Genomic DNA, 25,194 nt, shown 5'->3' with positions numbered 1-25,194 from the left:
CGTCTCAATTGAGATCCCCAGAGCTGAGCCCCATATAGCGCTCGAGCTGTTGCAGGGCCGAATCAAGGTTGTCGTTGACAACGACAACATCAAATTCGGCCTGGGCCTTGAGTTCATCCCGTGCTCGTGAAAGACGAAGTTGGATGGCTGCCTCAGAATCTGTTCCACGACCGCGGATCCGGCGCTCCAATTCCTCAAAACTGGGGGGAGCCAGAAAAATCTGAAAGCCATCCGGGAAACTTCGACGCACCTGGCGCGCACCTTCCAACTCGATCTCCAGGAGCACAGGACGGCCCCCGGCCAACTGTTCTTCAACTGGACGTCTGGGAGTGCCGTAGCAATTCCCCGCGAATTCCGCCCACTCCAAAAAACCCCCTTCAGCCACCAAGGCCTCAAAACCAGCACGGCTGTGGAAGAAGTAGTTGATGCCGTCCTGCTCGCCCTGACGCGGGGAACGCGTGGTTGCCGAGACAGACAACCAGATCTTGGGATGGCGTTCCAGAAGCTGGTTCACCAGCGTTCCCTTGCCGACACCGCTCGGCCCCGTGATCAAGGTGAGCTTTCCACTGGTGGACATCGCGGCGTCTGCGTGGGTCAGCAGAGTAGGAAGCTCCACTGCCGCACCCGGTGCACCCGGTGATCGCCTCCACCAGCCTTCAGCCCATGGATCTCACCACGCTTCGCGCGGTGCTCTGGGATCTGCGTCCAAGGCTGGTGCCCAGCCGTTTCGAAAAGGCCCAACAACCTGACCCGGGAACGATTCAACTGGGCTGTCGCAGCCTGAAAGGGATGGTATGGCTGGAACTCAGCTGGCAAGCCGAGGCCCCTCGGCTGGTCGAGGTCAACCCTCCCCCGCGCAGCGGCAGCGGCAGCACCTTCGCGCAACAGTTGCAGCACAGCCTCCGCCAGCTGGCTCTCGTCGAACTCCACCAAAGCGGATTTGAGCGAGTCGTGGAATTCCGTTTCGCCCAGCGGCCGGGTGAACCGATTCACAGGATCCTCGTGCTTGAGCTGATGGGACGGCACAGCAACCTGCTGCTCCTCGATGAGCAACGCCGCATCATTGCTCTGGGAAGACAGGTTCGTGAGCATCAATCCCGTGTGCGCCCTCTCTCAACCGGCGATTCCTACAGCCCACCACCGACCCTTCAGGGCTTGGCACCCGATCGAACGGAAAGCTTTGAACGCTGGCAGGCTCGACTCTCTCTCGTCCCGATCCCCCTCCGCAAGGCCTTTCAGCAGACCTACCAGGGCATAAGTCCAGCCCTGGCAGCACAGCTCGCCGGTGACAACCTGAACAAACCCGTGGACACCCTGGAGACCAACCAGTGGCGAGACCTCTATGAACGCTGGTGTCTCTGGTTGGACCAACTCCACCTTGAACAGTTCGTCCTCGTGGTTGAAAACGACGGGCGCTACAGGGTATGGGGATCTCCCGATGCTGGTGTCAACCCACAACCCTCCCTAGCTCTCAAGCTGGGTTGTCTCCACCAGCAGTGCCTGGAACATCGCGCCTTGGCCAGGGTCAGCCATGAGCTACGACAACGCTTAGAGCGATGGCGCAGCAAAGAACAAACTGCCCACGATGACCAACGCCATCGCCTCGAGGCCACCGACGGACACGGGGTCCTTCAGAGCCAGGCGGATGCTCTCCTCTGCCTTGGCAACCCAAGCCGAGACCAGGTGGATGAAGCCCAATCGCTGTATCGCCGTGCCAAAAAACTGCGACGATCACGCCCAATCCTCGAGCAACGGATTGAGCACCATCAGCAACGTCTTCAACTGATCACTGAGAGCGAAACGTTTATCGAGGATCAACTGAGCGCGGAATGGCAGGACTACAAAGCACGACTCTCCGCCCTGAATGATCTGCAGGAGGAGCTCGAACAACTGTTGAAGCCCAAGGAGCGCCGTCGCGACGCGCGACTGCAGCGTCGACAAGATCAGCCCAGTCCTCTGGAACTGATCACCCCAGGACGGCTCACGGTTCAGGTGGGGCGAAACCATCGCCAGAACGACTGGATTTCTCTTCGCCAGGCCCGAAGCGGTGACCTCTGGTTCCATGCCCAGGAATGTCCAGGGAGTCATGTGGTGCTGAAGAGCTCCAACGGACTTGCCGACGAAGCAGATCTGGCCATGGCGACGGATCTGGCCGCCTATTTCAGTCGAGCTCGTGGCAACAAGCAGGTGGCGGTGGTGATGGTTCCAACCGATCAACTGCAACGGATTCCCGGTGCCGCCCCAGGCACAGTGCGCCATGGTCAAGCTGAAATCCGCTGGGGTGAGCCCCAGCGAGCGGAACAACGGCTGCTTGCCCCTAGCCTGAGCCCACAATCGGGCTGACCTGTTGCGCCGCCCGACCCGCGTCCGTGTCTGAGCGCCCCGACGGTCCCCCAGCCTTGCAGCCACCACCACCCATTCGCATTGGGAGGGCTCCTGGTGATGCTGATCTGCCGAATGAGGTGGAGATGCCCCTGGTGGACCACCTGGAAGAACTGCGTCAACGCGTGCTGCGCAGCCTGTTGGCCGTAGTGATCGGTGCGCTGGCCTGCCTACTGGGCGTCAAGCCGCTGGTGCGGCTGCTCGAGGCGCCAGCCAGCGGCATTCATTTCCTCCAGCTCGCCCCAGGCGAGTTTCTGTTCGTCTCGCTCAAGGTGGCCGGTTATGCCGGACTCACCTTGGCCCTTCCCTATGTGCTGTTCCAAATCCTGGCTTTCGTTCTGCCAGGCCTGACAGTCCGGGAACGGCGCCTGATCGCCCCCGCCGTTGCTGGGTCAGCGGTTCTCTTCATGGCGGGCTTGGCTTTCGCCTGGTGGGCCCTCGTGCCGGCCGCACTGCGTTTTCTAGTGAGCTACGGCGCCGATGTCGTTGAGCCGCTTTGGTCGATCGAGCGCTACTTGGACTTTGTTCTTCTGCTGATGCTGGCGACCGGGCTGGCGTTTCAGCTGCCGGTGCTGCAGCTGCTCCTGGGTGCCCTGAGGCTGGTGCGCTGGCGGCCGATGCTTGGTGCCTGGCGCTGGGTTGTGCTGGGGTCCGCCCTTGCTGGAGCCGTGCTGACACCGTCCACGGATCCCATCACGATGTTGCTACTCGCTGGAGCCATCACGGCGCTGTTTCTAATCGGAGTTGGCCTGGTGGCTCTGACCGAATCGCTCAGACCAGAAACTCCTTGATCAGCGTTTCCGCCTCTGGTCCTGACGCCTGCAGCGGAAGACTCAGCGCCTTCCCCAGACGCGGCTTATCACGGGTGGAAGCGAGCCAATCCCGCACCTCACCCGCCAAACCAAGACGATTCACAACATCCAGCACTTCACCGAGATGCTGCCGATAGGCCTCGAGGTCCATTTGAAACGACTGTTGCTCCAGATAGGCCCACATCACCTGGAGGTACAAACGGCGGCGTCGAACCACCAGTTGAAGGTCGTAGGTAGCCCGCCAGCGCTGGCGTAGACAGCCAATCACCTCATCGACGCTGATTGGCGGCTGGGGCACGGCGTTGGTGATTTCAAGCACAGAAGCTGATGCGGCAGGTACAGGAAGACACCAGTCGTTGCAAAGCTTGACAGGCACTTAAGCATCCATAATGGTCGGCAATCCGAGCTGGATGAACGTCCGCCATGACCCAACTCTCCTCGAGCGATGTGCCCGGAATGGGTCGTCGGCAGTTCATGAATCTGCTGACGTTTGGCTCCGTGACCGGTGTGGCCCTTGGAGCCCTTTATCCGGTAGCGAACTACTTCATCCCCCCCAAGGCCGCTGGCAGCGGTGGTGGCACCAGCGCCAAGGATGAGCTGGGCAATGCAATCACAGCCAGTGGCTGGCTTGCCAGCCACCCCGAAGGTGATCGCAGCCTTGTTCAGGGACTGAAAGGCGATCCGACCTACCTCATTGTCGAAGGTGAAGACGCCATCGGCAGCTATGGCATCAATGCCATCTGCACCCACCTCGGCTGTGTCGTTCCTTGGAACAGTGGTGCAAATAAGTTCATGTGTCCATGCCATGGCAGCCAATACGACGCCACCGGCAAGGTGGTCCGTGGCCCTGCCCCTCTCTCCTTGGCCCTGGCCAACGTCAGCGTTGAGAACGACAACGTATTCATGAGCCAGTGGACCGAAACCGATTTCCGAACTGGTGATAAGCCCTGGTGGGCCTGATCTTTCCCTCCCCTACGCCTGCATCCCCTCACCGTCCCATGCGTCGTCACCTCTCGCTTCTCCTTGGATCGCTGGTCATCGGACTGGCTCTGCTAATTGCCCCGTCTGCCAGCTGGGCATATCCCTTCTGGGCTCAACAAAACTACGAAAGCCCCCGGGAAGCCACCGGTAAAATTGTTTGCGCCAACTGCCACCTGGCCAAAAAGCTGACCCAGGCCGAAGTTCCCCAATCAGTTCTGCCTGACAGCGTCTTCACCGCCAGCGTCAAGATTCCCTATGAGCAGGGTCTTCAGGAAATCGGAGCCGACGGAAGCGACGTAGGCCTCCAGGTCGGCGCCGTTGTGATGCTTCCCGATGGCTTCACCCTCGCCCCTCAGGACCGCTGGACCGATGAGATCAAGGAGGAAACGGAAGGGGTCTACTTCACTCAATACAGCGACGACCAGCCGAACATCCTGCTGGTGGGCCCGATTCCTGGTGACCAGCACCAGGAAGTTGTCTTCCCTGTTCTCTCTCCTGATCCAGCCACCGACAGCAACATCCACTTCGGTAAGTACCAGATCCACGTCGGTGGCAACCGCGGTCGCGGCCAGGTTTATCCCACCGGTGAAAAGAGCAACAACACCATCTTCACGGCACCAGCAACCGGCACTATCGCCTCTATCGAACCTGGTGACAACGGCGCGAGCGTGGTCAGCATCACCACGGCTGACGGTGAAAGCGTGAACGAAACCATTCCCGTCGGGCCCCAAGTTCTGGTCAAGGCTGGCGACAGCATCGAGGCCGGCGCTGCTCTGACCGATGACCCCAATGTGGGCGGCTTCGGTCAAGTGGATGCAGAAATTGTTCTCCAGAACCCCGTTCGCATCTACGGATTGCTTGCTTTCTTCGCCGCTGTGGCTCTCGCACAGATCATGTTGGTGCTGAAGAAAAGGCAGATTGAGAAAGTTCAGGCAGCTGAAGCCAACTTCTGATTTCTATGGCTGTTGAAGCCCTATTTCCCCTGGCGACATTTCAGTCGCCAGGGGAATTTTTGCCTCAAACCGAAAACTGGTTTCTGCCGCTTCGGTGGTACGGCGTGCTCATTGCCACGGCAGTGCTGATCGGCTTGAACCTCTCCAGTCGCCTGGCAAAGCTCCGACATCTTGAGAACGGCCTAATCAGCGATCTGCTGCCCGTGCTCGTGCTGTTTTCCGTCATCGGGGCACGCATCTACTACGTGGCATTTGAGTGGCACAACTACGCATCGCAGCCGCTCAAGGCCCTTGCCATTTGGGAGGGAGGGATCGCCATCCACGGCGCTTTGCTTGCAGGAACGCTCACGCTGATCCTGTTCTGCCGCTGGCGCAAGCAACCCTTCTGGGATGTCCTTGACGTTCTGGTTCCTTCTGTGGCCTTGGGGCAGGCCATCGGTCGCTGGGGGAACTTCTTCAATTCTGAGGCATTTGGCGTTCCAACAGATCTGCCGTGGAAGCTGTTCATACCAGCGCAGAGCCGACCGGTTACTTACAGCACTTCGGAATTTTTCCACCCGACATTTCTCTATGAATCGGTGTGGAATCTGCTGCTCTTCGCAGTCCTGCTGCTGCTCTTCCGCCGCGGATTGAAGTCCCCCGGGATCCTCCCGGCGGGAGCTATGAGCTGCGTTTACTTGGTCGGTTACAGCCTTGGCCGCGTCTGGATTGAAGGTCTTCGCATCGATCCCCTCTGCATCGGCTCACTTCCCCCCGCATGCGAAGGGGGCATCCGCATCGCCCAACTGATGAGTTGCACGTTGGTCGCTCTCGGCGGGATCGGGCTTTGGTGGCTATATGGACGAAAGCGATCCCTGCCTGATCCATCAGGCCAACGCAGTTGAGTCACGTTGTCAGTTTCGTTGGAGCAGGCCCAGGTGCTCCAGACCTGCTTACCCTTCGCGCTGCTGAACGGCTCAAACGGGCTGAGATTCTGGTCTGGACGGATTCCTTGGTCTGTCCTGCAATCACCGATCTAGCTCCAGCCGATTGCGAACGGATCCGCACCAGCACGACAACGCTCGAAGAGCTGATCCCTTTGCTCATCGATCGCTACCGCCAGGGCAAACGGGTGGTCCGGCTCCATGACGGCGATACGGCGCTCTACAGCGCCATCAATGAACAGATCTGTGCCTTGAGTGACGCGGACATCCCCGTGGAGGTGGTACCTGGAATCAGTGCCTACCAAGCCGCAGCAGCTGGACTCGCTAGCGAACTCACGCTTCCAGGAGTGGTGCAGACCATCGTGCTCAGTCGGGCCGGAGGACGCACCGGTGTGCCGGCACGGGAGGAGCTCGGCAGGTTGGCAACCCTGCGCGCCAGCCTTTGCATCTACCTCAGTGCAAGACATGTCGAGGAGGTGCAAACCACCCTTCTGGATCACTACCCAGACGACACTCCCGTGGCGATCGGACATCGGGTGAGCTGGCCTGATCAAATGCTCACGGTGGTCCCTTTGAGGGAGATGGCTGCGGCCAGTCGAGAACGCAATCTGATTCGAACCACGCTTTATGTGGTGAGTCCTGCTCTCGCCGGTGGCCCTCAACGCTCACGTCTGTACTCCCCTAACCACGACCACCTATTCCGTCCGAAAACCCAATAGGCGGTGGTTTAGGATCAATTTGTGCGGGCGATTAGCACAGTGGTAGCGCACTTCCTTCACACGGAAGGGGTCACTGGTTCGAATCCAGTATCGCCCATATTTTTTGGTGCCATCGACTCTTGGGGTTCACCAAGGGGGCTGACTGAATGATCAATTGGGCCTAAATTTCGACAGGTACTAGGTCGACTTACTCATCCATGCACGAGCGGAGTCTTACGGAAGACCAGAGCAAAGATGCGGGCCTGGTCCAAGTAGGGCGACAGTTGGCTGAAGCACGGGCTGGAGCCGGCCTGACAAGGGACCAGCTGGCCAGCCAGATGCACATGGGAGTGGAGCAACTCACCGCACTGGAACGAGGCGATCAAGACGCACTGCCAGAACCTGTCTTTATTAAAGCCATGGTGCGTCGGCTCAGCTCCCATCTTGGTTTAGATGCCGACGCCATGGTGCAGGCCATCGGCCCCCTCTCCACCAGCAAGACCAAACAGCCGGCTCCTGGACCCACAACTCGGGGAATCGCCCCGCAGAAACCGGCAAGACTCAACCCGCTCTCTCTTCTTGCCCTAGCCGGTTTGACAGGCCTGGGGGTGGTTGTATGGAGCAACGCTTCAGAACTTTCGCGCTTCGCCCAAGGGTTGAGACCTGCGAGCCGAACGCCCGTCATGAACGAGCCGGCTTCGCCTCCTGAAGCCAAAACAGATGTCGCATTGGCGGTTGAGCTGGAGTCACTCATCGTCCCAGCGCCGCCGACAGCACAAAAAGCTCTCACGATCAGCAGCAGCGAACCGAGCTGGATCGCCCTGCGTCGTGAGGGGATTGTGGAATTCGAAGGGCTTCTGAACGGTGAACGCAGGATTGAAGATCCAGAGCTGGTTGAGATCTACGCCGGCCGGCCCGATCTCGTGCAGCTGACGTCGCCAGACGCTGAAACAAGAACCCTTGGAGCTGTTGACGACATCCGCTGGATCCGACTCAATCCTGAACTCTGACGCGCAGATCGACTCCGACGGCCTCCCGTACGACCTCAGCGCAGCTCTGCAAACTCCACTGCTCAAGACTGACGTTCTGGTTCACCCGCTCGCGAACGATCTCCAGATGCAGGACTCCTCTCACTGCTTGAATGCGCAGTGCTGAGATCACTGGTTCTGGCCTGCGATCCAGAGCAGCGGCCAAGCGCAGCAAAATGGCCATCTGATGAACGCAACGACGATTTTCTCGGTTGGCCAGGAGCTGCCAGGACTCATGACGCTTCTTGGGCAAGCTGCGGCGGTGATAGCGAGCAATCGCCGCCACCATCAGATGTTCCGCTTCTGAATAGCCGAGCAGTTCGCCATGGCGAATCAAATACCAAGAATGCTTGTGGTACGCGCTGATGTTGATGTGCTGGCCACAGGTATGCAGCATTGCTGCAGCCCAAAGCAGTTCGCGACCTTCGCCACTGTCGTCATGCATCACCCCGTGCGTGGCGTCGAACAGCTGGAGGGCATGGCTGGCGACCCGTTCTGCCCTGCTCTGATTCACCGCAAACCGCTGCACCTGATGAATCACGGTGCGTTGTCGAATGCTGCTCTGAAAGCTGAAGCGATCCTCAAGAAGACCGTGGCGAAGCATCCAATCGACGATGAGACCTTCCCTGAGGGCCCGCTCACTGAGGACTAGCTCGTCAACACCAAGCATTTGCATAGTGGTTTGCAGAATCAGCGCACCGGGAACAATGATTTCGGCCCGCCGGTCATTGATGGGAGCCAAATTCCGCCGTTGAGCGGGGGTCATCGTGATTAAGCGATCGACCACCCGGTCCAGACGCTGCCGGGGGAGTCGATACCCGTGCAGCTTGCGCGGTGGACGCTCCTCTTCACTCGCCGCAAGAGAACCAATAGCCATCGCCGTGCCGCTGGTTGCCACCAGCACAGGTGTTTCACCGGGTTTGATCCTGCGACGCACTTTGTCGACCGCAGGTTCGAGCGATCCCTGAATGAACGCCTGCAGAAACGATCGACGTTTGGGGGGCATCGGATCGTCTTTGACGAAGTCCCGCTGGAGACGCACAGCACCGACACGGGTGCTGGTGAGGGCGCGGGCATCGCGACCATCCGCAAGGATCAGTTCAGTGGAGCCTCCGCCGATATCGAGCAAAAGATGCGGACGATCTCCAAAAGGCATTCCTGAAAGCACACCCAGATAGATCAGCCGGGCCTCTTCAGGGCCACTGACCAGATCCACCTCCATCTCGAGGTCATCCAGGATGGTTTGGAGAAAATCGCGGCCATTGGGGGCTTCTCGAACGGCACTCGTCGCCGCGGTAACGATCTGCTCAACTTGATGGCTAGCGGAGAGATCCTTGAACTGGCGAAGGGTTTCATACCCTCGTTGCATCGCCGCTGCGGTCAGTTCACCGGTCTCGGGATCACGCTCCCCCAGACGCGTGGTGACCTTTTCAGCCTGGATGATGCGGAAGGTGCGCAGCTTTGGATCAATGGCTGCGACCAGTAGATGGAAGGAATTCGTTCCGATATCGATCGCTGCAATCCGACGCAGATCTGGATTCGCCGGCTGGGGCAAACCGTTGTTCTGTTCCGTTGGCTTGGCTGGGGCCTCGGCATCCAGCATCAACGTCAGGAAGGGAGGTGAATCCACTCTGCCACTCACAGCCGGAGCCATAAGACCCTGACTAGGGTTCTTCAAATCTCGTTGATTGTGATCAGCAGCTCTGCCCGTCTTCAGCCCTGGATTGAACTGCTCCGCTGGAACAAACCCACCGGACGGCTGATCCTGTTGATCCCAGCGGGCTGGGCCCTCTGGCTGAATCCAACAGCCCCGCCCGGCCTTGGACTGATCCTGCAGATCCTTGTGGGAGGCCTGGCCGTGAGCGGTGCAGGCTGCATCGCCAATGACCTATGGGACCAGCGGTTCGACGGCAAAGTGGAACGCACGAAAAGCCGTCCTCTGGCCAGGGGTGCGCTGCAGCGAGGACCAGCCTTCGCTTTGCTGCTGACCTTGCTGGTCGTCAGCCTGGCTGTCGTGCTGAGTCTTCCGGCCGACAGTCTCAGGCTCTGTCTCGCGTTGGCCTGCACGGCCGTGCTGCCGATCCTCGGGTATCCATCAGCAAAGCGGTGGTTCGCCTTCCCCCAGGTGATCTTGGCGCTGTGCTGGGGCTTCGCGGTGCTGATCCCCTGGGCCGCCGCAACGGCCTCCTTGAGCTGGAGTCCTGCCCTGGTATGCAGTTGGCTCGCGACCGTGGTCTGGACCTTCGGTTTCGACACGGTCTATGCCATGGCCGATCGACGTGACGATGCCAGCCTCGGCCTGCACAGCAGCGCCTTGAGCCTCGGATCCCGCGTGGTGCCTGTGGTGCGTGGCTGCTACCTCGTGACAGCCATCACCCTTGCCATTGCGGCCTGGTCGGCTCAGATCCCAGCACCGTTCTGGCCTCTCTGGTTGCTTGCCACAGTCTTCATGCAGCTCAGCTGCAACCCCTTAAACAAGCAAGATGCCTCCATGGGCACCTACGGGAAGCACTTTGCCCAGCAGGTGCAGGCGGGGATACTGCTCTGGCTCGGCCTGGTTCTGGCCAGGGGATGGGGCGTCTGATGCGCATCACCCCGGCTCCACCGCTCCAGACTGAAGACCGTGTGGCCTGCGTGGCCGCCAGCTCAGCCCTGCAGGACGACATCAAGCTGCAACAGGGCATTGCTGTTCTGCAGAGCTGGGGCCTGGATGTTCAACCCCAGGCCTTGGCCACCCGACGTTGGGGCTACTTCGCAGGGCGCGATGACGCGCGCCATGCCGATCTGCATCCAGACGAACCCGCAGCGCTGCTCGCCTGTGCCCGCGGGGGATGGGGGGCTGCTCGGCTGCTGGAGCAGCCCATCCGCTGGCAGAGCGGCTGGTTGCTGGGCTTTTCCGACGTGACAGCTCTGCTCTGGGCCCGCCAGGCAGCAGGGTTCGCTGGCGGCATCCATGGTCCCTTGCTCACAACGCTTGCAGATGAGCCGCAATGGAGCCGTGACCGATTGCGCAACCTGCTCTTCGGTCAAACCGTCCCCTCACTACAAGGACGAGGTGGTGGTGGAGGGGTGGGGACAGGCCCCCTACTCGTGGCCAATCTGACCGTCGCCACCCACCTGCTGGGGAGCCGCTTCGTCCCCCCCCTCGAGGGAGCCATTTTGGTGCTGGAAGATGTCGGGGAGGCCCCCTACCGGATTGATCGGATGCTGACCCAATGGAGGCTCAATGGCAGTCTGCAAGGCTTGGCAGGTCTCGGGTTTGGCAATTTCGAAGGGTGCGGAGATGAACCGCGAGATGCCTCGGAATGCTTCAACCTCGAGCAGGTCCTTGAGGATCGAACTGCCGACCTCGGCATTCCCAGAGTGATGGACCTGCCCGTTGGTCACCGAGCAGGCAACGCTGCCCTGCCCATAGGAGAGATGGCACGCCTCGACGGCCAGACAGGCCTGCTCAGCTTGCTGACCTGAGGGCGAGCACCGCCTCTGCCACGGTCAAGTCAAACGGCGTTGTGACTTTGATGTTTGCAGGTCCAGCATCCAAGACCTGCACAGGCCAACCAAGGCGCTCGTACAACGACGCGTCGTCGGTCACCGTCCAGCCCTGAGCCACCGCCTCAGCGTGACCGCGACGCAGCTGGTCGACGGCAAAGCCCTGCGGTGTCTGCGCCGCCCAGAGCTCCGATCGGTCAGGCGTGTCTCGAATCAAACCATCGGATCCCACACGTTTGATCGTGTCACTGACCGGTGTTGCGGCAATCAGGGCCGTACCGGCCTCAACAGCAGCAGCACAACGGTCAAACAAATCCGGTTCAGCCAAACAGCGGGCTCCGTCATGAATCAAGACATGGCGGGCCTGCTCCGGCAGTCCCGCCAGACCACACAAAACCGACGCCTGCCGAGTGCTTCCCCCTTGAATCCACTGCACCGGCTTGCTGGGTGCATCCAGCACGGCCAGGATGGCGTCTCGATCGACCTCTTGGCCGACGATGCCGATCCACTCAATCCGCTCAGAGCGCAAGGCCGCCTCAAGGGTCCAGGCAATGACTGGGCGTCCGGCCAACGGCAAAAGCAGCTTGTTCCGATCCGCACCCATGCGCCGACCGCTTCCTGCCGCAGCAATCAACAGATGCACAAGCGACTCCTGCCCTAGGCAGGCGTAAACGACCTCCATAAAATCAGTTCGCACCATGGATGACGGCGCTGCATGCGAGTTCTTGCCCTAAGCCCGGGTTCGCTCGAAGACCAGCTGGACCGTCTACCAGCCCTGGCCGAGATCTGCCAGAAGCTCAACGCCACATTGCAGGTGGCGTGTGATCCCCAGCAGGCAGCCCCTTGGAAACTCCTGCCATGCCTAGAAAAGCTGTTGCCATTCAGCTTCGAGGCCAACCCCACCCTTGCGGACTGGGCCAATCTGCTCGGCTGTGTGCGGGAACCTGACTTCCAGGTGTGCATCAACTTTGCTGAAGGTCAGCAGGTCAACCTGATGCTGTCGATGAGTCATATCCCCAAACGGCTGGGATCTGAAGGCTTTGCCTGCACCGACAGGCTCAGCATCGACCAGGGCTGGACTGCGCAGCGTCTGGCTCCTTACCTCCAGGCCCTTGGTCTTGAACTCGAGGCCGAGCAGTTCCGCGTGCCCCTGGCGGCAGGTGTTCTCGATGAAGCCCGAGAAGCATTGCCCCGCGGCGATGGTCCTCTGCTGCTGCTGTCCCCGTCAGGCCAAGGTCATGACTGGCCTGCAGCCGAATGGCACAAGCTTCCTGAAACCATCAAAAGCCGCCTTCCGGCGCTGCGCAGCATGGTGCTTCCAGCAAAGCTCAGCCTGGCCAAACGTGCAGCCCTGATTGCCTGTGCCGATGTTGTGCTCAGCAGCTGCCCGATTTCACAACGTCTGGCGACCTATTGCGGCACCCCCTTAGTTGCCCTTGGAGCAGCGGCAATGGATCTCCCCGAGCGCGCCGAGATCCGCTGTCTCGGCCGCTCTGATGAGCTCGCCACGCTGAAGAGCAGTGAAGTGCTGACAGCCCTCGGTTTCTGAAGGACGTCCAATGAGGCGCCGCAGAGCCAGAGGACAGCTGAAGCTGATCACAGCTCCATGGCGGGGCCCCATCAGTGCCCTGAGTGCTGTGATCTTCGCCGGTGCCCTTGGATACCGAATCACGGAGGGCTGGGACTGGGGCGATTGCCTCTGGATGGTGCTGATCACGATCAGCACCATCGGCTACGGCGAGGTGGAAGTCCTGTCACCCCAAGGGCGCCTGGTCACCGTGCTGATCGTGGTTGGTGGATTGGTGGTTGTTCAACTGGCCATCCAACGCGTTCTCGGGCTGAAGGACTCGGGATATTTCCTCAGACTGCGTGAATTCCGCTTTCACCGCATGCTGGAAAGCCTGCACAACCATGTGATCCTTTGCGGCTATGGCCGAATCGGGCAGGAAATCGCGGCCCAACTCCAAAGCGATGGGGTACCTCTCGTGGTAATCGAGACGGATCCCAATCGAAGGGATGTCGCTGAAATGAAGGGGGTGCGTGTTCTGCAGGCGGATGCAACCTTGGACGAAACGTTGCTGGACGCAGGACTCGAACGCTGCTGCAGCCTCGTTGCAGCCCTTCCGAGCGATGCTTCCAATCTTTATGTGATCCTCAGCGCCAAGGATCTAAGGCCGGATTGCCGCTTAATTGCCCGCGCAAACAGCGATGAAGCGGCTTCAAAGCTGCGTCTGGCAGGGGCCACTGTCGTGGTCAGTCCCTATGTGGCTGGTGGCCGCGTGATGGCGGCTTCTGCTCTGCGGCCCCTGGCACTCAACTTCATGGAGCTTCTGGCTGGCTCTGATTACGAGATCGAGGAATTCCAGCTGAGTCACGACCCACTGCACCTCATGGAGATCCGTGGGCGCAGCCTGTCTGAACTGGAGCTGGGCCGCCGCAGTGGAGCCATGGTGCTGGCGATCCGAGAAAAGGGAAAGCTGATCGCCAATCCAGGCGGAGACACCCAGATGGCACCGGGACAACTCCTGATCGTGCTGGGGAGCAAGACCCAACTCGCGACCTTTCAAGCATTACTGGGGGAGGCCGTCGACACGATTGAAACCATGCCGGGTTGAGGTTGATGACGGCGGCTCCGTACGATCCTGCGATCAAAGGTTCCTCCATGTCTCCCAGCGCTTCTCTTGCCGGTCAGACCGCCCTGGTGACAGGAGGAGGTCGCGGCATCGGCCGTGCCATCGCCCTAGCCCTGGGCGAAGCAGGAGCAGAAGTCGTCGTGAACTACTCCAATTCCGCCGCCGCAGCGGACGACGTGGTCGCTGCGATCACTGCAGCTGGGGGCCAGGCCTACGCCCTGAAAGCCAATGTGTCTGTCGAGGCAGAGGTGGATGGCCTGATCAAACAGGTGCTTGAACGCAGCGGCCGTCTGGATGTGTTGGTGAACAACGCCGGCATCACACGGGACGGCCTGCTGATGCGAATGAAAACCGACGATTGGCAAGCGGTGATCGACCTCAATCTCAGTGGTGTGTTCCTCTGCACGAGAGCTGTGGCACGCCCGATGCTGAAGCAGAAGAGTGGCCGGATCATCAACATCACCTCTGTTGTGGGGCTGATGGGCAACGCTGGCCAGGCCAACTACGCCGCCGCCAAAGCCGGCGTCATCGGTCTGACCCGCAGCACCGCGAAGGAGCTCGCTAGCCGTGGCATCACCGTGAACGCGGTAGCTCCAGGCTTCATCGCCACGGACATGACCAAGGACCTCGATGCGGAGGCCATTCTCAAAGACATCCCGCTGGGGACCTTTGGAACCCAGGAGCAGGTGGCTGGTGCCGTGCGCTTCCTTGCCTCCGACCCAGCAGCGGCCTACATCACAGGCCAGGTGTTGCAGGTGGATGGCGGCATGGTGATGGCCTGAGAACGAGAATCAGGGATCAAGGGGTTGGGCCAATTGATCACGCAAGCGGCGGATGCGCTGGAGCAGGCGAAGGCGACGGCTGCGGGCTGTCGCTGTCAGAAAAATGCGCAAGGGGACGTAGACCAGGGCCATTGAACCGGCCAGCCCCGCCATCAGGACAAAAAAGAGCGCTCCCGATTCAGCCATGACCGGACCCTAATGAGTTCGTTTAAGGGGGGCATCCAGGCGACTCGAAACCATTCGGCTTTCCCCACCACAAGACCTCTCTACGAGTGCCACATCGCTATGGGACAGTGACGAACGGCGTCCCCGCGACTATGGCCAAACTCCTTTCTTTCTCTGACGAATCCCGCAGCGCCCTTGAGCGGGGTGTAGATGCACTCGCCGATGCAGTGCGCGTCACGATCGGCCCCCGGGGTCGCAACGTTGTGCTCGAAAAGAAATTCGGCGCACCCGACATCGTCAACGACGGCGACTCGATCGCACGCGAAATCGAACTGGATGATCCGTTCGAGAACCTCGGCGCCAAGCTGATGCAGCAGGTGTCGTCAAAGACCAAAGACAAAGCCGGAGACGGCACCACGACTGCAACAGTCCTGGCTCAGGCCATGGTGCGGGAAGGTCTTCGCAACACAGCTGCTGGCGCAAGCCCCGTGGAACTCCGCCGTGGCATGGAGAAAGCCGCCGCACAGATTGTTGCGGGACTGGGCGAGCGGAGCCAGGCCGTCGCCGGCGATGCCATTCGTCAGGTGGCCACGGTGAGCTCCGGAGGTGACGAAGAAGTCGGTCAGATGATTGCGGAGGCGATGGACAAGGTGAGCACCGATGGGGTGATCACTGTTGAGGAATCGAAATCCCTAGCAACGGAACTCGAAATCACTGAAGGCATGGCCTTCGACCGCGGCTACAGCTCCCCTTACTTCGTCACCGATGCCGATCGTCAGGTCTGTGAATTCGAAAACCCACTGATCCTGCTGACGGACCGCAAAATCAGCACGATCACTGACCTGGTCCCCGTGCTGGAGACCGTTCAGAAAAGTGGATCACCCTTGTTGATCCTCTCGGAGGAAGTGGAAGGCGAGGCTCTGGCAACGCTTGTGATGAACAAGAGCCGTGGGGTTCTGCAGGTGGCCGCTGTTCGGGCTCCCTCATTCGGAGAACGTCGCAAGGCAGCCCTCGCCGATATCGCCATCCTCACCGGCGGAACGCTGATCAGCGAGGACAAGGCGATGACCCTCGACAAGGTGACCCTCGAGGATCTCGGCAAAGCGCGCCGCGTCACCATCAGCAAGGAGAGCACCACGATTGTCGCCACGGACGACCATCGCCAGGCCGTGAGCGAACGCGTTGGCGCGATCCGACGTGAGCTGGAGGCCACCGAATCCGACTACGACCGCGAGAAGCTCAGCGAGCGGATCGCCAAGCTGGCCGGTGGCGTTGCCGTGATCAAGGTCGGTGCCCCGACGGAAACGGAATTGAAGAACCGCAAACTGAGAATCGAGGATGCCCTGAATGCAACCCGTGCCGCTATCGAAGAGGGCATTGTTGCCGGCGGCGGCAGCACATTGCTGCAACTCGCCGACAGCCTGAACTCGCTGGCGGCAAGCCTCAACGGCGACCAACGCACCGGTGTGGAGATTGTGCAACGGGCGCTGACCGCACCGATTCATCAGATCGCTACCAATGCCGGGCAGAACGGCGATGTTGTGATCGCTGGCATGCGCAGCAGTGGCCAGGGATTCAACGCCCTCAGTGGTGCTTATGAAGACCTGATGGCTGCAGGCATCGTCGACGCCGCAAAGGTGGTGCGTCTGGCTGTGCAGGATTCGATCTCAATCGCCTCTCTTCTCATCACGACCGAGGTTGTGATCGCCGACAAACCGGAACCTCCAGCACCTGCTCCGGCAGGAGACGGCGATCCCATGGGTGGCATGGGTGGAATGGGCGGCATGGGCATGCCGGGAATGGGTGGCATGGGCGGCATGGGCATGCCCGGAATGATGTGATCAGCTGATCATTTCCCTGCAATAGGCGATCACCTGGAGATCCACTCCGGTGATCGCCGTCCCAACGACCACGGTGTCTGCACCGGCCTGCAACGCTGAACGAGCATCGGCTGGTGAGGAAATTCCCCCCTCACAGATCAGGCGCACAGAGCTGGGAAGGTCTGCACGGAGCTGGGGAAGAAGACTTAAAGCAGGTGGGCGCTGCTGCGTTGTCGCCTCCGTATAGCCGTAGAGCGTGGTCCCAACCCAGTCACAGCCAAGTTCAGCCGCACGCAGTCCATTGTCGAGCGAATCCACATCAGCCATCAGGGGAGCACGAAGCTCATCACGGGTGCGCTGCACCAACGTGGCAAGATCCTGACCAGCAGGCCGCTTACGGGCTGTAGCGTCAATCGCGATCACATCGGCACCTGCAGACCACACAGCCTGGATCTCTTTCCATCCCGGGGTGATGTACACCGAACTATCGGGGAACGTGCACTTCCACAAGCCGATGATCAAGGCATCTGGGCAGCGACGACGCACAGCACCAATGTGTTCAGGGCTTTCCAAGCGCACACCGACTGCCCCATTTCGCAGGGAGGCTTCGGCCATGGCAGCGATCACATCAGGGTGGCGCATCGGCGAGCCTTGTGGTGCCTGCACCGAAACGATCAGCCCCTGATCAAGGGATTCAGGGTTCGGAATCATGGTGTTCAGGCAGCCTTCTGGAAATCGTCATCCTCTCGGCGCGGAAGCCAACGCCGAAGCGAACGCGGAGTAGTGATGGGGGGAGCCGGCACAGGACCAGTAGTGAAGGTCTGTTGAAGAGCCGTCCCTTCAACCAACAACTCTTCCTCGGCTACAACCTCTTCCTCGGCTACAACCTCTTCCTCGGCTACAACCTCTTCCTCAACCAACAACTCTTCCTCGGCTACAACCTCTTCCTCAACCAACAACTCTTCCTCGGCTACAACCTCTTCCTCAACCAACAACTCTTCCTCGGCTACAACCTCTTCCTCAACCAACAACTCTTCCTCCGCCAGGATCTCAGGAGCGAAGCAAGGCTCCTCAGCAACCGCAATCTGCAACGGTTCAACAGCAGGAGAAACGCTGGAGTCAGCCACTGTGGAACTGAACTCACGAGTGGAACTGAACTCACGATCCGAGACCGTCGGCTCAGGCAAGCTCAGGTCAAGATCACCAGCGCTTTTAAATCCGTAGCGGTGAACCCACTGACTAATCAGGCGAGACAGCAAGGCCTCATCGCTTGTGGTCCTGGCCTCCTGGATCTGAAGGGCCAGAGCGTTCTGTCGACGCGACGGCTGCTGAAACGGGGAAGAAAGCACGGATTCAGGAGAGTTTGCGGTTGAGCAGCGGGCGAATCACAAGAAACAGCCCGATGGTGAGGAGCAGCAGGATCAGCAGGCAAGTGGTGCCGGTGACATCCCCGTAGGGGGCCTCCAACAAAACTGCCGAGAGGTCAAGAGGACCTTGGTAGGCCGCTCGAATGGGTTCAATCGCGAAGGTAAGAGGATTCAAGGCCGCAAGCCACCCCAGCCAGGTCGGCATGAAGGACAAAGGAGCAAGGGCCGTGCTGGCGAAGAGCAAGGGCAAGTTGGCCACAAAAATCACGGCGATCAACTCGATGTGGCCCGGCAAAGCGAACGCCAACCCAAGGCTTAGGGCTGTCACGGCAAACACCAGGAGCAGCAGCGTCACCAGCACCAAAACAAGGCCGCTGACGCCAGGCCACCCGTAGCCGAGCACGGCCGCCGTGCCCATGATGACCAAACTCTGCAGCAGGCTGAGCGCGGTGATGTAGATCACCGACGCAAGCACGATGGAACTGCGGCTTCGCAGGGGTGCCACAAGTAAACGATTGAGGAAGCCGAATTCGCGGTCGAACATCACCGGTAGCCCGGCGTTCAGAGCACCGCTGAATGCCGTGAAGACAATGACTCCAGCACCAAGAAAACGGCCATAGCTCATCCCGCCTGGGAGCAGGCCCTCAGGGGCGTTAGCAAAGAGCGCGCCGAACAGAATCAACCAGATCAATGGTTGCAGAATCCCAGCGATCAAGGTCGAGGGACGACGCATTAACTGAAGAAACAAACGCCGGGTCAGGGCCCAAGTCTCCTGGCTGAGCTCAGCGAAGGCTCCGGATTGCTGCTGCTGGAGAGCAATTGATGCTGTGGGGGAGGTCATCATTGGCACTCAACGCATGGATTGACGCTTTTCCTTCTTGACGTCGCGCTGGCCTGCGATGGCCAGTTCAGCATCCATCAGGGTGCGTCCTGTTGCCTGAAGGTAGACATCATCGAGGCTTGGACGACTTTGGGCCAAGGCAAAGACAGGGAGGCCTGCACCATCAAGGGTTTGACGAAGTTGGTCGATCACGGGCCCACCTTCAATCACCAGGTTGAGGGAAAACCCCTGGGCTCGGTTCACCACCACCTCAAGAACCCCATTCAGCGGTTCAAGCAGCGCACGCACCTTGGCCGCCTCTTCAGCAGTGCTGAACTCTCGGACCCGGAGGGTGACGCGATCACCCCCAAGCCTTTGCTTGAGCTGGTCCGGAGTGCCTTCAGCTATCACCCGACCGTCATCGATGATCGCCATCTGATCAGCAAGTGCCTCCACCTCTTCCAGGTAGTGACTGCTCAGAAGAACAGTGGTGCCCTCCTGAACCAGCTGACGCAACAGTTGCCAGATGGCACTCCTGCTCTCGATGTCCAATCCAACGGTGGGTTCATCAAGCACGAGCAACCGGGGACGGTGCAGCAAACCGGCCGCCAGATCGAGCCGACGACGCATGCCACCGGAATAGGTACCGCAGCGGCGATCAATCCAGTCGCCCATGGCGAGGCGTTCAATCAGATCAGTAATTCGGGTTTCGCGATCCTTCCGCTGCAAGTGGTACAGATCACCTTGAAGCTGCAGCAGTTCTCGACCGCTCAGAATCTTGTCAATAGCTACCTCTTGGGCCACATAACCCATGAGTTGGCGGACGGCTCTTGGCTCCGCCAGCCCGTCCACACCGCCCACATGTACGGAACCGCCATCGGGGGCGAGCAAGGTGGCCAGAATGCGCATGGCCGTTGTTTTACCGGCACCATTCGGGCCAAGAAGCCCGTAGAGGCACCCTTCAGGAACGGTGAGATCAAGCTCACGTAGAGCCGTAACCGAGCCGTAGGACTTGGAAATCTTCCGCAGTTCAATCAACGCCATCAGGCACCGTCAGGGACATCCTCGGGCAATCCAGGGAATCTAAAGAGTGTTCATTGAATCCCCAGGAGCAGGTAGAGAAGCTGCATCACCTGGTAAGCAAAGCCTGATGCAAGATCCGTTCGACTGAGAATCAGCAGCAGGCACAGACCGAACAGGTAAAGAATCGACCAACGGAACAGAGCCTTGGCATTCAGAAGGCTGTCGGGATCAAGAGAAAGTCGGTCGACGAGCTGCAGCAGCCGACCGTTGTAGGGAAGCAGCATCAGACCGTAGAAGACACCACCGGAGGGCAGGGCGAACACTCCCAAACCGCTCAGCAGGACGGTGATCCAGCCATAGGTCTTGATCGCCCGCGCTGTCACCACAGGGCCTTTGACGACCGGCAGCATCGGAATACCAACAGCGCGGTAGTCCTCGCGCAACAAAAGTGCCAACGCCCAGAAGTGGGCTGGCGTCCAGACCATCACCAGAGCGAACAGCCACCAGCCCCCGAGGCCAACATGACCGGTGGCGGCAGCAGCTCCCACAAGGGGTGGAATCGCCCCGGCAACGCCACCAATAACGATGTTCTGTGACGTCCGCGGCTTGAGCAGAGCTGTATAGAGCAGGACGTAACTGCAAAGACCGAGCAGGGACAGTCCTGCAGCGAGACAGTTCGCGCCACTCACCAGCAACATCGCCGCTGCCAAAGTGCAGGCGATGGCTCCGGCGAACGCACTGGTGGGCGAAAGCCGACCGGAGGGAAGTGCCCGACCGCTGGTGCGGGCCATACGGCCATCGAGATCCTGTTCCCACAAACAGTTCAGAACACCAGCGGCAGCTGAAGCGAGAGCTCCTCCCCCCAGGGTGCACACCAGCCGCGGCGAGGAGAGGGGCCAGCCCTCACTGAGAGCCATTCCCCCTAGAGTGGTGGCAAGCAGCAGAGGGATGAGTCGCGGTTTGGCGACTTCCAGCCAGGCTGGAAGTTTCACCCGCTTGCGGGAGGGAACCACCTCCTCACGGGTCGGACGAACGATTGCTGTGAGTTCAGCCATGACAGGCCTCCAACGAGGTGTCGTCGAGAACGACGGAACAGGACGGTGAGGGGCGGCCCTCCGGAGATCGGACCAGAAGCGCCGCCATTAAGGCGATCAACAGGGCAGCCACGAGCTGGTGCGCAATGGTCACCGCGGGTTGCGACAGACCGAGGCGAAGGGTGAGGACACCCAGCGCCACCTGAGTCAGCACCAGGAGAACCACCCCAGCAAGCCAGGGCCACTGGCGGCGGGCCCAACCACCAGCCAGCAGTGCCGCTCCGGCGAAGACCAGCAGAACAACGGCCACCGGCATCGCCGTGACGCGATGGGAGAGAACCAGATGACAGGCCTCGCCCCCAGCGAGGCAACGCTGCCCTGCCCAAGAGGTGGCTAATCGACCACCGAGAAGACATTGGGTAAAGACCGACAACAGCCCAAGCAGTGCCGAGATGCGCCACCAGAGCGGAGCGGCGACGGCAGCGGGATGAAGCAGGCGTTGCGTCAACCCACTCAGCAGTGCAACAAGCGTGAGAGCAAGAGCCAAGTGGGCAGTCACGACACCCGATGGGAGCAGGTGGGTCACCGTCAAAGCACCCAGCCCTCCCTGCATGGCCACAAGAACCATCAGGCCAGCCGCCAGCCAGGGCAGCCATGAAGGAAGCTGACGCCGCCGAACCGTCGTCGTCACAGCCATCACCACCAGGGCGATGCCAACGACAAAAGCGTCAAGGCGATGGAACCACTCCAGAAACACCTGAACATTCATCTGGCGACCCGGCAGAAATGAGCCAAAACACAAAGGCCAGTCGGGACAGGCCAAGCCGGCCTCCATCACACGCGTCGCACCACCGATCACCACCAAAGCGATGACGGCGACTACCAAGTGCGCCGATAACAACCCAAGACGTCGACGAAGGGTCGACATTGAAGAAAGGATCATCGAACAAGCTCCATCCGATGCAACCCAGAAGGGATTGCTCGGACCGTAGCGATGCAGAACATGGCGTCATGCTTTATGGCCATCTGCGAAACAAACGGGGGAAAGATCATCCCCTTTCCCTGACAAAAATGAGGCCTTAACAATCACTTCATGGAGATACGCAGCCAGGCCCATACGCTGTTGAAAACCTGGGATTCATCGGGTGCAGATCCCATCCGCCATTCTCACGTTAGTAATTGGGATGGTCCTTGCTTTGGGCGGTCTTTGGATCGGTCAGAACATCAACCTCCTTCCCACCGACGCGAGCGCCAACGCGCCAATTTACGACGAACTGTTTAAGGTTCTGTTCACGATTGGCAGCATTCTATTTATTGGAATTACTGGTCTTCTCGTCTTCAGCTTGATTCGATTCCGACGGCGTAGCGGTCAACTTGGTGATGGTTTAGCCATTGAAGGCAATCTTCCCCTTGAAATTTTCTGGACAGCAGTTCCAGCTGTTGTCGTGCTTTTTGTTGGCCTATACAGCTACGACATCTACGACCGGATGGGTGGCATGGTGCCACTGGCCCATGACCACATGGGTGGGGCCCACGAGGAGCAGATATGGGGAGGCATCAGTTCCGGATCGATTGAATCAGCGGCAGCAACGAATGTCTTACCCGTTGAAGTGACGGCTATGCAATTTGCCTTTCTCTTTCATTACCCAGATGGGGATATCACTTCAGGCGAACTTCATGTTCCATCCGATCGACCAATCACCCTTCGCATGGAAGCAAAAGATGTGATTCATGCATTTTGGGTCCCTGAATTTCGCTTGAAACAGGATGTCATCCCAGGCCAACCAACCCAGTTGAGCTTTACGCCAACCCGCACGGGACGCTATCCGATCGTTTGCGCCGAACTCTGTGGCCCTTACCACGGCGGAATGCGCTCCACCGTCGTAGTGGAAAGCCCGGAAGACTGGAACAACTGGTACAAACAAAACGCCAAAGCAGCACCGGAAGACGAGCCCATCAACATCGCGAACGCCTGACATGACCATCAGCCTGCCCCCTGAAACATCCAGTCCCCCACGTCTTCAACCCAGCGGATGGTTGCGGTATTTCAGCTTCAGCGTTGATCACAAGGTGATCGGGCTGCAGTACCTCGTTTGTGGCTTTGCTTTTTATCTCATTGGCGGAGCACTGGCGGGTGCGATTCGAACGGAACTCACCAGCCCCGTTTCCGACTTCATGGCACGGGATGTCTACAACCAGGTTTTAACCCTCCACGGCACTGTGATGATCTTCCTCTGGATCGTCCCTGTGGTGAATGGTGCCTTTGGGAACTATTTAATCCCTTTTTATGTTGGAGCGCGGGACATGGCTTTCCCACGCCTTAATGCTGTTGCTTTTTGGTTGATTCCACCAGCCGGATTAATGCTGATTACCAGCTATTTCCTAACGGGTGCTGCACAATCTGGCTGGACCGCTTATCCACCACTCAGCATCACTACGCCAGCTACAGGACAAGTCATCTGGATCCTGAGCGTGCTGCTGCTTGGCGGAAGCTCGATCTTCGGAGGCATTAATTTCATCGCCACAATTCTCAAGCTGCGTCGCCCCGGCCTGAAGTTGATGCAGCTACCCATGTATTGCTGGGCGATGTTGGGAACCAGCATTCTTGTGGTTCTCTCAACACCAGTTCTCGCCGGAACATTGGTGTTACTGAGTTTTGATATTGTTGCCCACACAGGATTTTTCAATCCAACCCTTGGCGGAAATGTTGTCGTCTACCAGCATCTGTTCTGGTTCTATTCTCACCCAGCCGTTTACATCATGGTCTTGCCAGCCTTTGGCTTGGTGAGCGAAATCTTGCCGGTTCATGCCCGCAAGCCGCTTTTCGGCTACGTGACCATGGTGTACTCGATCATGGCCATTGTTGTTTTGGGCCTGATCGTGTGGGCCCACCACATGTTCACCAGCGGAACACCTCCCTGGATGCGACTGTTTTTCACTATTGCCACAGCCTTCATTGCTGTTCCAACCGGCATTAAATTCTTCAATTGGTTGGCAACACTCTGGGGCGGACGCATCAGCCTCAACAGCGCCATGCTGTTTTCTTGCGGCTTCATTGTGAACTTCGTGCTTGGAGGCATCACAGGCGTCGCCTTGGCACAGGTGCCTTTCGACATCCATGTCCACGACACCTACTTCGTCGTCGCTCATTTCCACTACATCGTCTTCGGTGGTTCGGTCTTTGTAATCTTCGCGTCGATTTACCACTGGTACCCCAAATTCACCGGCCGAATGCTGAATGAGGATCTTGGTCGGCTTCACTGTGCTCTCACCTTCATCGGTTTCAATCTGTGCTTCGGTCCGCAGCATTGGTTGGGCCTCAACGGCATGCCGCGACGTGTTGCTGAATACGACCCCCAATTCACCCTGATCAATCAGATCAGCTCCGTCGGAGCCCTGCTGATGGCCATCAGCACCCTGCCCTTCCTTTGGAATGTGATCCACAGCGCCCTGAGGGGTCCTGTCGCAGGAGACAACCCCTGGGAAGCGCTGACTCCCGAATGGCTGACCAGTTCTCCGCCCCCAGTTGAAAACTGGATCGGCGAAGCCCCTCTCGTGGAAGAGCCCTACGGATATGGCGTCCCACCGGACGAGCTTGACCTCACCGCAACCAGCGGTCGTGATCTCTGGAGCAGCGGCAAATGACCACCACAGTGACCACCAAAGATCAGGATCACGGCCCTACGGAGCATGCCGAGCATCCCGATCACCGCATGTTCGGCCTCGCCACTTTTCTAGTGGCGGACGCCATGACCTTCGCCGGCTTCTTTGCGGCCTACCTCACCTTTAAAGCGGTGAACCCACTCCCGGACGGGGCCATCTATGAACTCGAACTGCCCCTGCCAATCCTTAACACCATTCTTCTCTTGGTGAGCAGTGCAACGTTCCACCGTGCTGGCCAAGCGATCCGACAGGACGACCACAAGCGCTGTCGACGCTGGCTCCTGATCACCGCAGGCCTCGGACTGGCCTTTCTGGTGAGCCAGATGGTCGAATATTTCACCCTCCCCTTCGGCCTGACCGACAACCTTTTCGCCAGCACCTTTTTCGCCGCCACCGGATTTCATGGTCTCCATGTGACCCTCGGCGCCCTGATGACCCTGATTGTCTGGTGGCAGGCAAGGCAACCGGAGGGCCGTGTAACCGCAGCCGACCACTTCCCCCTGGAGGCAGCGGAGTTGTACTGGCACTTTGTGGATGGGATCTGGGTGGTTCTTTTCGTGATCCTTTATCTGCTCTGATCCCTTGCCTTGATTGGCGGGCGTGGCCAGAATTCAGTTGAAT

27 protein-coding genes and 1 tRNA gene are annotated in these 25,194 nt (G+C 59.5%); 17 read left to right on the top strand and 11 right to left on the bottom strand.

All coding sequences use genetic code 11. The features are described 5' to 3' along the window. Positions 1-4: 4 nt before the first annotated feature. Complete coding sequence (gene gmk / locus FZX13_RS10365; RefSeq protein ID WP_226409551.1) at positions 5-577, bottom strand: guanylate kinase; 573 nt, start codon at positions 575-577, stop codon at positions 5-7. A gap of 86 nt (positions 578-663) precedes the next feature. Here gmk and FZX13_RS10360 point away from each other — a divergent pair, with 86 nt between their 5' ends. Together FZX13_RS10360 and tatC are read left to right on the top strand one after the other, a co-directional pair. Then, a complete protein-coding gene (locus FZX13_RS10360; protein WP_226409550.1) occupies positions 664-2,343 on the top strand; it encodes an NFACT family protein in 1,680 nt (559 codons plus the stop codon). A gap of 125 nt (positions 2,344-2,468) precedes the next feature. Continuing rightward, the gene (gene tatC, locus FZX13_RS10355; RefSeq protein WP_206339220.1) at positions 2,469-3,173 is read left to right on the top strand and encodes a twin-arginine translocase subunit TatC; all 705 of its coding nucleotides are present in this window, start codon (positions 2,469-2,471) and stop codon (positions 3,171-3,173) included. On the opposite strand, the gene FZX13_RS10350 is transcribed toward tatC, so the two are convergent. Further along, positions 3,154-3,570 (bottom strand): DUF3067 family protein, encoded by a 417-nt coding sequence (locus FZX13_RS10350; RefSeq protein ID WP_115024048.1) that lies wholly within the window; start codon positions 3,568-3,570, stop codon positions 3,154-3,156. The genes tatC and FZX13_RS10350 overlap by 20 nt on opposite strands. A 47-nt stretch (positions 3,571-3,617) precedes the next feature. Between FZX13_RS10350 and petC the strand changes: the two genes are divergently transcribed. The 6 genes from petC (at position 3,618) to FZX13_RS10320 (ending at position 7,759) form a co-directional block, all read left to right on the top strand. After that, positions 3,618-4,154, top strand: a complete 537-nt coding sequence (gene petC / locus FZX13_RS10345) for a cytochrome b6-f complex iron-sulfur subunit (protein ID WP_115024049.1) — start codon at positions 3,618-3,620, stop codon at positions 4,152-4,154. A 38-nt stretch (positions 4,155-4,192) separates the two neighbouring features. Beyond that, a complete protein-coding gene (petA, locus tag FZX13_RS10340) occupies positions 4,193-5,128 on the top strand; it encodes a cytochrome f (protein ID WP_115024051.1) in 936 nt (311 codons plus the stop codon). Positions 5,129-5,133: 5 nt separating this feature from the next. Continuing rightward, on the top strand, positions 5,134-6,012 hold the full coding sequence (gene lgt / locus FZX13_RS10335; protein ID WP_226409502.1) for a prolipoprotein diacylglyceryl transferase: 879 nt from the start codon (positions 5,134-5,136) through the stop codon (positions 6,010-6,012). Then, complete coding sequence (gene cobM, locus FZX13_RS10330) at positions 6,009-6,770, top strand: precorrin-4 C(11)-methyltransferase (protein ID WP_226409501.1); 762 nt, start codon at positions 6,009-6,011, stop codon at positions 6,768-6,770. The genes lgt and cobM overlap by 4 nt, the downstream gene beginning before the upstream one ends. 25 nt (positions 6,771-6,795) lie before the next feature. Next, positions 6,796-6,867, top strand: a tRNA-Val gene (locus tag FZX13_RS10325). A 100-nt stretch (positions 6,868-6,967) separates the two neighbouring features. Further along, positions 6,968-7,759 carry a RodZ family helix-turn-helix domain-containing protein gene (locus FZX13_RS10320; RefSeq protein WP_226409500.1) on the top strand — a complete coding sequence of 264 codons (792 nt, stop codon included), beginning with the start codon at positions 6,968-6,970 and terminating at the stop codon, positions 7,757-7,759. On the opposite strand, the gene FZX13_RS10315 is transcribed toward FZX13_RS10320, so the two are convergent. Next, positions 7,743-9,431: a Ppx/GppA phosphatase family protein gene (locus tag FZX13_RS10315; protein ID WP_226409499.1), complete on the bottom strand. Its 1,689-nt coding sequence runs from the start codon at positions 9,429-9,431 to the stop codon at positions 7,743-7,745. The two genes, FZX13_RS10320 and FZX13_RS10315, sit on opposite strands and share 17 nt — an antisense overlap. Before the next feature lie 36 nt (positions 9,432-9,467). On the opposite strand from FZX13_RS10315, the gene FZX13_RS10310 reads away from it, so the two are divergent. Both FZX13_RS10310 and FZX13_RS10305 read left to right on the top strand, forming a co-directional pair. Beyond that, positions 9,468-10,361, top strand: a complete 894-nt coding sequence (locus FZX13_RS10310; protein WP_226409498.1) for a 4-hydroxybenzoate polyprenyltransferase — start codon at positions 9,468-9,470, stop codon at positions 10,359-10,361. Next, positions 10,361-11,245, top strand: a complete 885-nt coding sequence (locus FZX13_RS10305) for an LD-carboxypeptidase (RefSeq protein WP_226409497.1) — start codon at positions 10,361-10,363, stop codon at positions 11,243-11,245. The genes FZX13_RS10310 and FZX13_RS10305 overlap by 1 nt, the downstream gene beginning before the upstream one ends. Here the strand turns inward: FZX13_RS10305 and ispD are convergent. Then, positions 11,229-11,909 (bottom strand): 2-C-methyl-D-erythritol 4-phosphate cytidylyltransferase, encoded by a 681-nt coding sequence (ispD, locus tag FZX13_RS10300; protein ID WP_226409549.1) that lies wholly within the window; start codon positions 11,907-11,909, stop codon positions 11,229-11,231. The two genes, FZX13_RS10305 and ispD, sit on opposite strands and share 17 nt — an antisense overlap. Before the next feature lie 72 nt (positions 11,910-11,981). Between ispD and FZX13_RS10295 the strand changes: the two genes are divergently transcribed. The 3 genes from FZX13_RS10295 to fabG are packed head-to-tail and all read left to right on the top strand — an operon-like array spanning position 11,982 to position 14,681. Further along, a complete protein-coding gene (locus FZX13_RS10295; protein ID WP_226409496.1) occupies positions 11,982-12,815 on the top strand; it encodes a glycosyltransferase family 9 protein in 834 nt (277 codons plus the stop codon). Between the two features lie 10 nt (positions 12,816-12,825). Then, positions 12,826-13,881: a TrkA family potassium uptake protein gene (locus tag FZX13_RS10290; protein ID WP_226409495.1), complete on the top strand. Its 1,056-nt coding sequence runs from the start codon at positions 12,826-12,828 to the stop codon at positions 13,879-13,881. A gap of 47 nt (positions 13,882-13,928) precedes the next feature. Continuing rightward, positions 13,929-14,681, top strand: a complete 753-nt coding sequence (fabG, locus tag FZX13_RS10285) for a 3-oxoacyl-[acyl-carrier-protein] reductase (RefSeq protein ID WP_115024366.1) — start codon at positions 13,929-13,931, stop codon at positions 14,679-14,681. Positions 14,682-14,690: 9 nt separating this feature from the next. Here the strand turns inward: fabG and FZX13_RS10280 are convergent, their stop codons facing one another. Continuing rightward, positions 14,691-14,867, bottom strand: a complete 177-nt coding sequence (locus tag FZX13_RS10280; protein ID WP_166017435.1) for a hypothetical protein — start codon at positions 14,865-14,867, stop codon at positions 14,691-14,693. Positions 14,868-14,998: 131 nt separating this feature from the next. On the opposite strand from FZX13_RS10280, the gene groL reads away from it, so the two are divergent. Continuing rightward, positions 14,999-16,687, top strand: a complete 1,689-nt coding sequence (gene groL, locus FZX13_RS10275) for a chaperonin GroEL (RefSeq protein ID WP_226409494.1) — start codon at positions 14,999-15,001, stop codon at positions 16,685-16,687. On the opposite strand, the gene FZX13_RS10270 is transcribed toward groL, so the two are convergent. Genes FZX13_RS10270 through FZX13_RS10245 form a run of 6 tightly spaced genes read right to left on the bottom strand, consistent with a single transcriptional unit; the run spans position 16,688 to position 21,853 of the window. Further along, complete coding sequence (locus tag FZX13_RS10270) at positions 16,688-17,377, bottom strand: N-acetylmannosamine-6-phosphate 2-epimerase (protein ID WP_226409493.1); 690 nt, start codon at positions 17,375-17,377, stop codon at positions 16,688-16,690. A 5-nt stretch (positions 17,378-17,382) separates the two neighbouring features. Next, a complete protein-coding gene (locus FZX13_RS10265) occupies positions 17,383-18,015 on the bottom strand; it encodes a hypothetical protein (RefSeq protein ID WP_226409492.1) in 633 nt (210 codons plus the stop codon). Between the two features lie 4 nt (positions 18,016-18,019). Further along, positions 18,020-18,874, bottom strand: a complete 855-nt coding sequence (locus FZX13_RS10260; protein WP_115024066.1) for an ABC transporter permease — start codon at positions 18,872-18,874, stop codon at positions 18,020-18,022. A 9-nt stretch (positions 18,875-18,883) separates the two neighbouring features. Further along, positions 18,884-19,897 (bottom strand): ABC transporter ATP-binding protein, encoded by a 1,014-nt coding sequence (locus FZX13_RS10255; RefSeq protein WP_226409491.1) that lies wholly within the window; start codon positions 19,895-19,897, stop codon positions 18,884-18,886. Positions 19,898-19,947: 50 nt separating this feature from the next. Continuing rightward, positions 19,948-20,931 (bottom strand): heme o synthase, encoded by a 984-nt coding sequence (locus tag FZX13_RS10250; RefSeq protein ID WP_226409490.1) that lies wholly within the window; start codon positions 20,929-20,931, stop codon positions 19,948-19,950. Further along, the gene (locus FZX13_RS10245) at positions 20,924-21,853 is read right to left on the bottom strand and encodes a heme A synthase (protein WP_370630810.1); all 930 of its coding nucleotides are present in this window, start codon (positions 21,851-21,853) and stop codon (positions 20,924-20,926) included. Before FZX13_RS10245 ends, FZX13_RS10250 begins: the two co-directional genes overlap by 8 nt. 202 nt (positions 21,854-22,055) lie before the next feature. Here FZX13_RS10245 and FZX13_RS10240 point away from each other — a divergent pair, with 202 nt between their 5' ends. The 3 genes from FZX13_RS10240 to FZX13_RS10230 are packed head-to-tail and all read left to right on the top strand — an operon-like array spanning position 22,056 to position 25,151. Further along, positions 22,056-22,886 carry a cytochrome c oxidase subunit II gene (locus FZX13_RS10240; protein WP_226409488.1) on the top strand — a complete coding sequence of 277 codons (831 nt, stop codon included), beginning with the start codon at positions 22,056-22,058 and terminating at the stop codon, positions 22,884-22,886. Position 22,887: 1 nt separating this feature from the next. Continuing rightward, a complete protein-coding gene (gene ctaD / locus FZX13_RS10235) occupies positions 22,888-24,555 on the top strand; it encodes a cytochrome c oxidase subunit I (protein WP_226409487.1) in 1,668 nt (555 codons plus the stop codon). Next, positions 24,552-25,151 carry a cytochrome c oxidase subunit 3 gene (locus FZX13_RS10230; protein WP_226409486.1) on the top strand — a complete coding sequence of 200 codons (600 nt, stop codon included), beginning with the start codon at positions 24,552-24,554 and terminating at the stop codon, positions 25,149-25,151. The genes ctaD and FZX13_RS10230 overlap by 4 nt, the downstream gene beginning before the upstream one ends. Positions 25,152-25,194: the final 43 nt, after the last annotated feature.

Origin of the sequence: Synechococcus sp. MU1625, assembly GCF_020514205.1 — a bacterium.
In the GTDB taxonomy this organism is placed as follows: Bacteria; Cyanobacteriota; Cyanobacteriia; order PCC-6307; family Cyanobiaceae; genus Parasynechococcus.
Note: the sequence above shows the minus strand (reverse complement) of the source record. Positions and strands in the feature narration are given on the sequence as shown.